This window comes from Streptomyces sp. NPDC021080 (genome assembly GCF_044333225.1).
Classification (GTDB): Bacteria; Actinomycetota; Actinomycetes; order Streptomycetales; family Streptomycetaceae; genus Streptomyces.
The window spans coordinates 1-11,321 of the sequence record NZ_JBIRQM010000010.1 but is presented as its reverse complement, the minus strand read 5'-3'; the positions used below and the strand labels follow the sequence as shown (position 1 = coordinate 11,321).

At 68.8% G+C, this 11,321-nt stretch carries 11 protein-coding genes; 8 read left to right on the top strand and 3 right to left on the bottom strand.

What is annotated here, in order from left to right; translation table 11 throughout:
• Positions 1-21: 21 nt before the first annotated feature.
• Positions 22-315: a DUF397 domain-containing protein gene (locus ACH4S8_RS24425; protein WP_398397409.1), complete on the bottom strand. Its 294-nt coding sequence runs from the start codon at positions 313-315 to the stop codon at positions 22-24.
• A gap of 264 nt (positions 316-579) precedes the next feature.
• On the opposite strand from ACH4S8_RS24425, the gene rpsO reads away from it, so the two are divergent.
• From rpsO to ACH4S8_RS24400, 5 genes are all read left to right on the top strand, one after another.
• Positions 580-867, top strand: a complete 288-nt coding sequence (gene rpsO / locus ACH4S8_RS24420; protein ID WP_351123407.1) for a 30S ribosomal protein S15 — start codon at positions 580-582, stop codon at positions 865-867.
• A 362-nt stretch (positions 868-1,229) separates the two neighbouring features.
• Positions 1,230-3,446: a polyribonucleotide nucleotidyltransferase gene (locus tag ACH4S8_RS24415; RefSeq protein WP_398397406.1), complete on the top strand. Its 2,217-nt coding sequence runs from the start codon at positions 1,230-1,232 to the stop codon at positions 3,444-3,446.
• Entirely contained in the window at positions 3,443-4,822 is a 1,380-nt protein-coding gene (locus tag ACH4S8_RS24410) for a M16 family metallopeptidase (RefSeq protein WP_398397404.1), read from the top strand. Before ACH4S8_RS24415 ends, ACH4S8_RS24410 begins: the two co-directional genes overlap by 4 nt.
• A 26-nt stretch (positions 4,823-4,848) precedes the next feature.
• Positions 4,849-5,601 carry a 4-hydroxy-tetrahydrodipicolinate reductase gene (gene dapB / locus ACH4S8_RS24405; RefSeq protein ID WP_387299261.1) on the top strand — a complete coding sequence of 251 codons (753 nt, stop codon included), beginning with the start codon at positions 4,849-4,851 and terminating at the stop codon, positions 5,599-5,601.
• 31 nt (positions 5,602-5,632) lie between these two features.
• On the top strand, positions 5,633-6,085 hold the full coding sequence (locus ACH4S8_RS24400) for a hypothetical protein (RefSeq protein WP_398397401.1): 453 nt from the start codon (positions 5,633-5,635) through the stop codon (positions 6,083-6,085).
• A 65-nt stretch (positions 6,086-6,150) separates the two neighbouring features.
• On the opposite strand, the gene ACH4S8_RS24395 is transcribed toward ACH4S8_RS24400, so the two are convergent.
• Entirely contained in the window at positions 6,151-6,708 is a 558-nt protein-coding gene (locus ACH4S8_RS24395; protein ID WP_398397399.1) for a hypothetical protein, read from the bottom strand.
• A gap of 90 nt (positions 6,709-6,798) precedes the next feature.
• Positions 6,799-7,038, bottom strand: coding sequence for a hypothetical protein (locus tag ACH4S8_RS24390; RefSeq protein ID WP_398397397.1), 240 nt, complete (start codon positions 7,036-7,038; stop codon positions 6,799-6,801).
• 286 nt (positions 7,039-7,324) lie between these two features.
• On the opposite strand from ACH4S8_RS24390, the gene thyX reads away from it, so the two are divergent.
• From thyX to ACH4S8_RS24375, 3 genes are all read left to right on the top strand, one after another.
• Entirely contained in the window at positions 7,325-8,065 is a 741-nt protein-coding gene (gene thyX / locus ACH4S8_RS24385; RefSeq protein ID WP_398397395.1) for an FAD-dependent thymidylate synthase, read from the top strand.
• A gap of 211 nt (positions 8,066-8,276) precedes the next feature.
• Entirely contained in the window at positions 8,277-9,176 is a 900-nt protein-coding gene (gene dapA / locus ACH4S8_RS24380; protein WP_398397393.1) for a 4-hydroxy-tetrahydrodipicolinate synthase, read from the top strand.
• A 132-nt stretch (positions 9,177-9,308) separates the two neighbouring features.
• The gene (locus ACH4S8_RS24375; protein WP_398397391.1) at positions 9,309-10,994 is read left to right on the top strand and encodes a ribonuclease J; all 1,686 of its coding nucleotides are present in this window, start codon (positions 9,309-9,311) and stop codon (positions 10,992-10,994) included.
• The last annotated feature ends 327 nt before the right edge of the window (positions 10,995-11,321 follow it).

Sequence of the window (11,321 nt, the reverse complement as noted above, 5' to 3'; positions counted from 1 at the left end):
CCCTGAGCTCCCGGCGGACCGCTACTCCTGCGGACCGCCCGCGTGGGGAGCGGGCTCCAGGTCGAACTCTCCGTCCCGGGCGCCCAGCACGAAGGCCCGCCACTCCGCCTCCGTGTACCGCAGCACCGTCCCCGGGTCGAGCGACGACCGCATGGCCACCGCGCCCCCGGGCAGATGGGCGATCTCGACCCGCTCGTCGTGCTCCTCGGTGCCCGGCGCGCTCTGCCATTCGGCGTCCGAGATGTCGAGCGCGTAGAGCTCGTCCTTCTCCCGCTCCTTGCGCGCCCTGACGTCGTTCTCCGCTTCTTCGGCCATGTTCCGCCGGCCCCTTCCCCACGTACGAATGACCTCTGGCGTCACCCTAGTGGCCCGTTCCGCCCCGTTCCGGAAGGTTCGGATACCCGGACAGACGTATCCGCCCAGGCTGGTACCCTGTGTAACGGCCGTTTGTGTACGCACCCCCGGAGCGCAGCTCTGGAGGCCGCGCCCAGCGGATCCCCGCCTCCCGAGTCACGGAAGCTCCCCTGAGAAGTGGACCAGGGGCACTCGGTGGCAGACATGAGACTACGAGGAGTACGCGTGTCGCTCGACGCCGCTACGAAGAAGCAGATCATCAGCGAGTTCGGTCAGAAGGAGGGCGACACCGGCTCCCCCGAGGTCCAGGTCGCCATGCTCTCGCGCCGCATCTCGGACCTGACCGAGCACCTCAAGACGCACAAGCACGACCACCACTCCCGCCGTGGTCTGCTGATCCTGGTCGGTCAGCGTCGCCGCCTTCTCCAGTACCTGGCCAAGAAGGACATCCAGCGCTTCCGTGCGCTGGTCGAACGCCTGGGCATCCGCCGCGGTGCGGCGGGCGCCAAGTAAGACGCCGTGAAGGGAGCGGTTCCCACTTCTTGGGGACCGCTCCTTTTGCTGTATGTGCTGCCGAGGGAGCTCTCTACGTGCGGAGTGTCACCGACGCTTTGTAATGTGGTAGCACAACGCAATACGCAGGAAACAGCACGGACGAACACAGCGTGACGACGCCGTACCCGCCGGGTAGGGCATCTCACGACAACGAACGAGGAGAAGCGCGCCTCATCGCCGCCGGTCCTCGGTAGTGGCCCCCGGGCGTCAGAGCCCCGGGTGCTTCGATCGAAGACCGGCCCGCACGAGAAGGAGCGCTTCTCCGCCACCGTCCCCCTGCCACACGGGCAGGACGGGACGAAGACGAGGAGAAAACGCTAGTGGAGAACGAGACCCACTACGCCGAGGCCGTTATCGACAACGGTTCCTTCGGCACCCGCACCATCCGCTTCGAGACGGGCCGCCTGGCCAAGCAGGCCGCCGGCTCCGCCGTCGCGTACCTGGACGACGACACCATGGTGCTGTCGGCCACCACCGCTTCCAAGAAGCCCAAGGACCAGCTCGACTTCTTCCCCCTGACGGTGGACGTCGAGGAGCGGATGTACGCCGCGGGCAAGATCCCCGGCAGCTTCTTCCGCCGTGAGGGCCGTCCCTCCGAGGACGCGATCCTCACCTGTCGTCTGATCGACCGCCCGCTGCGTCCGTCCTTCAAGAAGGGCCTTCGCAACGAGATCCAGGTCGTCGCCACGATCATGGCGCTCAACCCCGACCACCTGTACGACGTCGTGGCGATCAACGCCGCCTCCGCGTCCACCCAGCTGGCCGGTCTGCCCTTCTCCGGCCCGGTCGGCGGCGTCCGCGTCGCGCTGATCAACGGCCAGTGGGTCGCGTTCCCGACGCACACCGAGCTCGAGGACGCCGTCTTCGACATGGTCGTCGCCGGTCGCGTCCTGGAGGACGGCGACGTCGCGATCATGATGGTCGAGGCCGAGGCCACCGAGAAGACGATCCAGCTCGTCCAGGGCGGCGCCGAGGCGCCGACCGAGGAGGTCGTGGCCGCCGGTCTCGACGCCGCGAAGCCCTTCATCAAGGTCCTGTGCAAGGCGCAGTCGGACCTCGCCGCGAAGGCCGCCAAGCCGACCGGCGAGTTCCCGATCTTCCTGGACTACCAGGACGACGTCTTCGAGGCCCTGACCGCCGCGGTCAAGAGCGAGCTCGCCCAGGCGCTCACCATCGCCGGCAAGCAGGACCGCGAGGCCGAGCTGGACCGCGTCAAGGAGATCGCCGCCGAGAAGCTGCTCCCGCAGTTCGAGGGCCGCGAGAAGGAGATCTCCGCCGCGTACCGCGCCCTGACGAAGAAGCTCGTCCGCGAGCGCGTCATCAAGGACAAGGTCCGCATCGACGGCCGCGGCGTCACGGACATCCGTACGCTGGCCGCCGAGGTCGAGGCCATCCCGCGCGTGCACGGCTCGGCGCTGTTCGAGCGTGGCGAGACCCAGATCCTGGGCGTCACCACCCTCAACATGCTCCGCATGGAGCAGCAGCTGGACACCCTCTCCCCGGTGACCCGCAAGCGCTACATGCACAACTACAACTTCCCGCCGTACTCCGTCGGTGAGACGGGCCGCGTCGGCTCCCCGAAGCGCCGCGAGATCGGCCACGGCGCGCTCGCCGAGCGCGCGATCGTGCCGGTCCTGCCGACCCGCGAGGAGTTCCCCTACGCGATCCGCCAGGTGTCCGAGGCCCTCGGCTCCAACGGCTCGACGTCCATGGGTTCGGTCTGCGCCTCCACCATGTCGCTGCTCAACGCCGGTGTGCCGCTGAAGGCCGCCGTCGCGGGTATCGCCATGGGTCTCATCTCCCAGGAGATCGACGGCCAGACGCACTACGTCGCCCTCACCGACATCCTCGGTGCGGAGGACGCCTTCGGCGACATGGACTTCAAGGTCGCCGGCACCAAGGAGTTCGTGACCGCCCTCCAGCTCGACACCAAGCTGGACGGCATCCCCGCCTCCGTCCTGGCCGCGGCCCTCAAGCAGGCCCGCGACGCCCGCCTCCACATCCTCGACGTGATGATGGAAGCGATTGACACGCCGGACGAGATGTCCCCGAACGCCCCGCGGATCATCACCGTCAAGATCCCCGTGGACAAGATCGGTGAGGTCATCGGCCCCAAGGGCAAGATGATCAACCAGATCCAGGAGGACACCGGCGCCGAGATCACGATCGAGGACGACGGCACCATCTACATCGGTGCCGCCGACGGCCCGGCCGCCGAGGCCGCCCGCGCCACGATCAACTCGATCGCCAACCCGACCATGCCGGAGGTCGGCGAGCGCTACCTGGGCACCGTCGTGAAGACGACGACGTTCGGCGCGTTCGTGTCGCTGCTCCCGGGCAAGGACGGTCTGCTGCACATCTCGCAGATCCGCAAGCTGGCCGGCGGCAAGCGCGTGGAGAACGTCGAGGACGTCCTCGGTGTGGGCCAGAAGGTCCAGGTCGAGATCGCCGAGATCGACTCCCGCGGCAAGCTCTCCCTGATCCCCGTGGTCGAGGGCGAAGGCGACGATGAGAAGAAGGACGACACCGACCAGTGACGTCGAGTAGCTCCACGACGACGGCCCGCACCTCTTCGGAGGCGCGGGCCGTCGCCCGTACCCAAACCCTCATCAAGGGCGCGAACGGCATCGGCACGGTCCGCAAGACCACCCTGCCCGGCGGGCTGCGCATCGTCACCGAGACGCTCCCCTCCGTGCGCTCCGCCACGTTCGGCATCTGGGCGCACGTGGGCTCCCGCGACGAGACGCCGTCCCTGAACGGCGCCACGCACTACCTGGAGCACCTGCTCTTCAAGGGCACCGGCCGCAGGTCCGCCCTGGACATCTCCTCGGCGATCGACGCGGTCGGCGGCGAGATGAACGCGTTCACGGCCAAGGAGTACACGTGCTACTACGCACGCGTCCTCGACACCGACCTGCCGCTGGCCATCGACGTCGTCTGCGACATGCTGACCGGCTCGCTCATCCTCGAGGACGACGTCAACGTCGAACGCGGAGCCATCCTCGAAGAGATCGCGATGACCGAGGACGACCCGGGCGACTGCGTGCACGACCTGTTCGCGCACACCATGCTCGGCGACACCCCCCTCGGCCGCCCGGTCCTCGGCACCGTCAACACCGTCAACGCCCTCACCGCGGACCGCATCCGCCGCTTCTACAAGAAGCACTACGACCCGACGCACCTCGTCGTGGCCTGCGCGGGCAACGTCGACCACAACAAGGTCGTACGCCAGGTCCGCGCCGCCTTCGAGAAGGCCGGCGCCTTCAAGAACGCGGAGGCGGCCCCCATCGCCCCGCGCGACGGCCGGCGCAGCATCCGCACCGCGGGCCGCGTCGAACTCCTCGGCCGCAAGACCGAGCAGGCCCACGTCGTCCTCGGCATGCCGGGCCTGGCCCGCACCGACGACCGCCGCTGGGCCCTCGGCGTGCTGAACACCGCCCTCGGCGGCGGCATGTCCTCGCGCCTGTTCCAGGAGGTCCGCGAGAAGCGCGGGCTGGCCTACAGCGTGTACTCGTACACCTCCGGCTTCGCCGACTGCGGTCTCTTCGGCGTCTACGCGGGCTGCCGCCCGAGCCAGGTCCACGACGTCCTCAAGCTCTGCCGCGACGAGCTCGACCAGGTCGCCGAGCACGGCCTCTCGGACGACGAGATCGGCCGGGCCATCGGCCAGCTCCAGGGCTCCACGGTCCTCGGTCTGGAGGACACCGGCGCGTTGATGAACCGCATCGGCAAGAGTGAGCTGTGCTGGGGCGAGCAGATGTCGGTCGACGACATGCTCGCCCGGATAGCGTCGGTCACCCCGGACGAGGTCCGCTCCGTCGCCCGGGACGTCCTCGGACAGCGGCCCTCGCTGGCGGTCATCGGCCCGGTCAAGGACAAGCAGGCGTCCCGTCTGCACGACGCGGTCGCGTAAATCCCGTCTCGGTAAGGAACCAAGCAATGAGCAAGCTGCGCGTGGCGGTCCTCGGTGCCAAGGGCCGGATCGGAGCCGAGGCGGTACGAGCCGTCGAGGCCGCCGAGGACATGGAGCTGGTGGCCGCGCTGGGCCGCGGCGACAAGCTGGAGACGCTGGTCGAGGCCGACACCCAGGTCGTGGTCGAGCTGACCACCCCGGCCTCGGTGATGGGCAACCTCGACTTCTGCGTCCGGCACGGCATCCACGCCGTGGTCGGCACCACCGGCTGGACCGAGGAGCGTCTCGCGCAGCTCGGCACCTCGCTCGCCGCGTCCCCGGAGACGGGCGTGCTCATCGCGCCCAACTTCTCCATCGGAGCCGTCCTGACGATGAAGTTCGCCGAGGTCGCGGCGCCCTACTTCGAGTCCGTCGAGGTCGTCGAGCTGCACCACCCGAACAAGGTGGACGCCCCCAGCGGCACCGCCACGCGCACCGCTCAGCTCATCGCCGCGGCCCGGGAGCGCGCGGGCAGCGCCCCGCAGCCCGACGCCACGGTGACCGCCCTGGACGGCGCCCGCGGTGCCGACGTCGACGGCGTCCCGGTGCACGCGGTCCGGCTGCGCGGCCTCCTGGCCCACCAGGAGGTCCTGCTCGGCGGCGAGGGCGAAACCCTGACCATCCGCCACGACTCCCTCCACCACAGCAGCTTCATGCCGGGCATCCTGCTCGGCGCCCGCCGCGTGGTGACCACCCCGGGCCTCACCTTCGGCCTGGAACACTTCCTCGACCTCGGCTGAGCCGGGTACGTACGACAGTTAGCCGGCAGACATGCGCGCGAAGATCACCTATGCCATCACGGCCGCCGTCCTGGTCGTCTATTTCGTCCTGGTCGGCAGCCGGGGCGTGCTGCTCATCCAGAACGGCACGCTGATCACCGTCACCTTCGGTGTCGCGGTGCTCATCCTGCCGGTCATCGGCGTCTGGTTCCTCTGGCAGAACACCCAGTTCGTCCGGAAGGCCAACAAGCTCGCCGCCGTGCTCGACGCCGAGGGCGGACTGCCCGTCGACGAGCTGCGGCGCACCGAGGGCGGCCGCATCGACCGCGACTCGGCCGACGAGGTCTTCGCCCGCCGCAAGGCCGAGACCGAGGACGCCCCGGACGACTGGCGCAACTGGTTCCGCCTCGCCGTGGCCTATCACGACGCCCGCGACACCCCGCGCGCCCGCAAGGCCATGCAGCGGGCCATCGCCCTCCACGAGGGCCGGACCCTGGAAGCCTGACAGGCCCGTACGACGAAGGGGCCGGCCCGCACCGTGTGCGGGACCGGCCCCTTCGTCGCGATGTCTCAGACCCGGCGGTACTCCTCCGCCCACACCTCGATGACGTCCGCCGCCCGGTCGAAGGCCTCGGTACGCGCCAGGAAGTCGGCGTTGTGCGTGGTCATCAGCGGCGGTACCTCAGCGGGCGCGCGGTCCGCGCTCACCAGCGTCAGGGCCTGGCCCTGGACCGTGCGCGGCAGCCCGAGCCAGCGCACCGGCTGCTGGACCGTGCGCACCGCCACGACCCGCTCCCACGGAGTCGTCCGCGTGACGAAGAAGCCCACCCGGCGCAGCCCGCGGGCACTGACCCACACCCCCATGCGCAGCAGCCGCAGCGCGCACAGGATGACGACCGCCGCCCCGGCCATGCAGGCCGCGGCACCGGGCAGCGTCCCGGCGACGGCGATGATCACGGCCGCGACGAGCACGTACGAGGCGAGCAGCAGGACGAGCGCGGCCGCGCCCACCCGCCAGGGGCCGGGCCGGTAGGGGCGGCGCCAGCGGTCGCGGTCGTCGAAGGGCAGCGCGACATCCTCCGCCGACTCGTCGAAGGCGCGGTCCGCCGTCAGAAAGGGCAGGGGCACGACTGAACCTCACTAGATCCACGCAGGGGCAGTGCCCGGTGAGGTTATCGAGCCGCCTGCAGGCCCACCACCCTTGGGGGTCCGGAAGGGTCAGCGGCCGTCCGACGCCACGGAGTGCTGCGTCTGCGCAGGTGACCCATCCTGTGACAGGGCGGGCATTCCGAGGACCAGGGACCCGGCGAGCCCGGCGATCAGGGTGAGGCCGAAGAGCCATCGGCCGGCTATCTGTCCGGCGGAGGACCGCTCGCGGGGCGGGGGAGCGACATTGCTGCGGAACTGGTCGGCTTCGGCGGTGAAGGCGGACGGGACGGACTCGCGCCGACGGAACATGGGCGGTGCTTCTCCTCCGGGGGCTTGCTCGGCAAGGTGCCCCGCTGACGAGGGCGACCGGGGTGATCCGGGCGACCTGGGTGATCCGATGGCAAGCGACGCGAACCGCTCGAACGCGTCGCTCCCACTCATACAGACGGCCGAATGTCTCATGAGGTGCCCGGAATCGCCGAATTCGCAGAAGTTCGCCGATGAATGCCGCGGCCCGGCACCGAACGCCCGTTGTCGGTGCCGGGCCGTAGAGTGGTCGCCGCCCGAGCCAGTGATGGGAAGGATCCTCCGCACCGTGACCGACACCCCAGCCGACGACCTCAAGCCCGTTTTCCGCAGTGATGTCACCGTCGAGCTGATCAAGCACACGGCCTCCGACGCCGACGTGCTGTTCGCCGCCCGTGTCTCCACCGCGGGAGAGCAGTCGCTGGAGGAACTGCAGAAGGACCCGGAGCGCTCCAAGGGCCTGATCAACTACTTGATGCGGGACCGCCACGGCAGCCCGTTCGAGCACAACTCGATGACCTTCTTCGTCAGCGCCCCGATCTTCGTCTTCCGCGAGTTCATGCGGCACCGCGTCGGCTGGTCGTACAACGAGGAATCGGGCCGCTACAGGGAGCTGGAACCGGTCTTCTACGTTCCCGGTGAGGACCGCAAGCTGGTCCAGCAGGGACGCCCCGGCAAGTACGAATTCGTCCAGGGCACCCCCGAGCAGCACAAGACCGTCACCGCGGCCATGGAGGAGTCCTACCGGCAGTCCTATGCCGCGTACCAGGAGATGCTGGCGGCCGGTGTCGCCCGCGAGGTCGCCCGCGCCACCCTCCCGGTCGGTCTCTTCTCCTCGATGTACGCCACGTGCAACGCCCGTTCCTTGATGCACTTCCTCGGCCTGCGCACCCAGCACGAGCTGGCCAAGGTGCCGTCGTTCCCGCAGCGGGAGATCGAGATGGTCGCCGAGAAGATGGAGGCGGAGTGGGCCGGGCTCATGCCGCTCACACATGCGGCCTACAACGCGAACGGGCGCGTGGCGCCGTAACACGCCTCCGCGCACCGGTCCGGCACAGATGTACGGGTCAGCCGAGCGAAGTGTCCGTATTGCGGCATTTCGCGAAGTTCATCTAGCCTGATCAAACGGACCCGGCACTGCTTGAACCCCCGAGCAGGCAGTGCCGGGTTCCATCTTTGTCATGCTTTGTCGTGTCTCCCGAGGGCAGACCACGCGGTGAGCAGCGAGTAGCGTATTACCCATGGCTCCGACCTCCACTCCGCAGACCCCCTTCGGGCGGGTCCTCACCGCCATGGTCACGCCCTTCGCGGCGGACGGCGGACTCGACCTCGACGGCGCTCAGCGGCTCGCGACCCACCTGGTGGACGCAGGCAACGACGGCCTGATCATCAACGGCACCACCGGTGAGTCCCCGACCACCAGCAACGCGGAGAAATCGGAACTCGTGCGCGCCGTGCTGGAGGCGGTGGGCGACCGGGCCCACATCGTCGCCGGCGTCGGCACGAACGACACCCGCCACAGCATCGAGCTCGCCCGCGACGCCGAGCACGCCGGCGCGCACGGCCTGCTCACCGTCACTCCGTACTACAACAAGCCCCCGCAAGAGGGCCTGTACCGCCACTTCTCGGCCATCGCCGATGCGACCGAACTGCCGGTCATGCTCTACGACATCCCCGGCCGCAGCGGCGTACCGATCAACACCGAAACCCTGGTGCGGCTCGCCGAGCACCCGCGTATCGTCGCCAACAAGGACGCGAAGGGGGACCTCGGCCGAGCCAGCTGGGCCATCGCCCGCTCCGGCCTCGCCTGGTACTCCGGCGACGACATGCTGAACCTGCCGCTGCTCTCCGTCGGCGCGGTGGGCTTCGTCTCCGTGGTCGGTCACGTCGTCACCCCGGAACTGCGCGCGATGCTCGACGCGTATCTCTCGGGGGACGTCCAGAAGGCCACCGAGATCCACCAGAAGCTGCTTCCCGTCTTCACCGGCATGTTCCGCACCCAGGGCGTCATGACGACCAAGGCCGCGCTCGCCCTCCAGGGCCTGCCCGCCGGTCCGCTCCGCGCCCCGATGGTCGAACTGTCGCCCGAGGAGACCACCCAGCTCAAGATCGATCTTGGCGCCGGCGGGGTAGAGCTCTAACCACAGACTTCACAACTGAATACGCCTGATCCGCAGGCCATGGGCCTGCACCCCACACAACAGCTACTGCACGAACGTCACGCGCGCCACGTGCCTTGCCAGGTACGTGGCGCGCGTGGTGAGGAGAGTCTTTTGAGTCATCCGCATCCTGAACTCGGCGCGCCGCCGGTCCTCCCGAAGGGCGGCCTGCGGGTCACCCCGCTCGGCGGCCTCGGCGAGATCGGCCGGAACATGACGGTCTTCGAGTACGGAGGCCGACTGCTGATCGTCGACTGCGGAGTGCTCTTCCCCGAGGAGGAGCAGCCCGGAATCGACCTGATCCTGCCGGACTTCACGTCCATCAGGGACCGCCTCGACGACATCGAGGGCATCGTGCTCACGCACGGGCACGAGGACCACATCGGCGGCGTCCCGTTCCTTCTGCGCGAGAAGCCGGACATCCCGCTGATCGGCTCCAAGCTGACGCTCGCGCTCATCGAGGCGAAGCTCCAGGAGCACCGCATCCGGCCCTACACGCTCGAAGTGGCCGAGGGCCACCGCGAGCGTATCGGCCCCTTCGACTGCGAGTTCGTCGCGGTCAACCACTCCATCCCGGACGCCCTCGCGGTCGCCATCCGCACCCCCGCGGGCATGGTCGTGCACACCGGCGACTTCAAGATGGACCAGCTCCCGCTGGACGGCCGCCTCACGGACCTGCACGCGTTCGCCCGGCTGAGCGAGGAAGGCATCGACCTTCTCCTCTCGGACTCCACGAACGCCGAGGTCCCGGGCTTCGTCCCGCCGGAGCGCGACATCCAGAACGTGCTGCGCCAGGTCTTCGCGAACGCCAGCAAGCGGATCATCGTGGCGAGCTTCGCCAGCCACGTGCACCGCATCCAGCAGATCCTCGACACCGCCCACGAGTACGGCCGCAGGGTCGCCTTCGTCGGCCGCTCGATGGTCCGCAACATGGGCATCGCACGGGACCTCGGCTATCTGAAGGTCCCGCCGGGCCTGGTGGTCGACGTCAAGACGCTCGACGACCTTCCGGACCACGAGGTCGTCCTCGTCTGTACGGGCTCCCAGGGGGAGCCGATGGCCGCCCTCTCCCGGATGGCGAACCGTGACCACCAGATCCGGATCGTCCAGGGCGACACGGTGATCCTGGCGTCGTCGCTGATCCCGGGCAACGAGAACGCGGTCTACCGGGTCATCAACGGCCTGACCCGCTGGGGCGCGAACGTCATCCACAAGGGCAACGCCAAGGTGCACGTCTCCGGCCACGCCTCCGCGGGCGAGCTGCTGTACTTCTACAACATCTGCAAGCCGCGCAACCTGATGCCGGTGCACGGCGAATGGCGCCACCTGCGTGCCAACGCCGAGCTGGGCGCCCTGACCGGGGTGCCGCACGACCGGATCGTGATCGCCGAGGACGGCGTCGTCGTCGACCTGATCGAGGGCAAGGCCAAGATCTCCGGCAAGGTCCAGGCCGGCTATGTCTACGTCGACGGCCTCTCGGTCGGTGACGTGGGCGAGCCCGCGCTCAAGGACCGCAAGATCCTCGGCGACGAGGGCATCATCTCGGTCTTCGTGGTGATGGACGCCAGCACCGGCAAGCTCACGGGCGGCCCGCACATCCAGGCACGCGGCTCCGGTATCGACGACTCCGCCTTCGCCGACGTCCTCCCGAAGATCACGGAGGTCCTGGAGCGGTCGGCCCAGGACGGTGTGGTGGAGCCCCACCAGCTGCAGCAACTCATCCGGCGCACGCTGGGCAAGTGGGTGTCCGACAGCTACCGCCGACGCCCGATGATCCTGCCGGTCGTCGTCGAGGTCTGACCTTCGGTCAGGTCTCAACCAGGAGCGGAGCACCTCGATTTGCATCGGGGCGCTCCGCTCCAGTACGTTTACGTCTCCGCCTGAACGGGAACCCCGAAGCCTTGTGCTCCGGAGCCGGTGCCCGAACGGGGCGGGAATTCCGACTCAGAGAATCTGATAAAGTCGGAGCCGCCGGAAAGGGAAACGCGGAAGCGGATTACCTGGAAAGCACCGAGGAAATCAGGTCCTGAAAGATCTGATAGAGTCGGAAACGCAAGACCGAAGGGAAGCGCCCGGAGGAAAGCCCGAGAGGGTGAGTACAAAGGAAGCGTCCGTTCCTTGAGAACT

Coding starts and splice junctions, on each gene's coding strand:
- ACH4S8_RS24425 (WP_398397409.1), bottom strand. CDS start 315: ATGGCCGAAGAAGCGGAGAACGACGTCAGGGCGCGCAAGGAGCGGGAG.
- dapA (WP_398397393.1), top strand. CDS start 8,277: ATGGCTCCGACCTCCACTCCGCAGACCCCCTTCGGGCGGGTCCTCACC.
- ACH4S8_RS24400 (WP_398397401.1), top strand. CDS start 5,633: ATGCGCGCGAAGATCACCTATGCCATCACGGCCGCCGTCCTGGTCGTC.
- ACH4S8_RS24390 (WP_398397397.1), bottom strand. CDS start 7,038: ATGTTCCGTCGGCGCGAGTCCGTCCCGTCCGCCTTCACCGCCGAAGCC.
- dapB (WP_387299261.1), top strand. CDS start 4,849: ATGAGCAAGCTGCGCGTGGCGGTCCTCGGTGCCAAGGGCCGGATCGGA.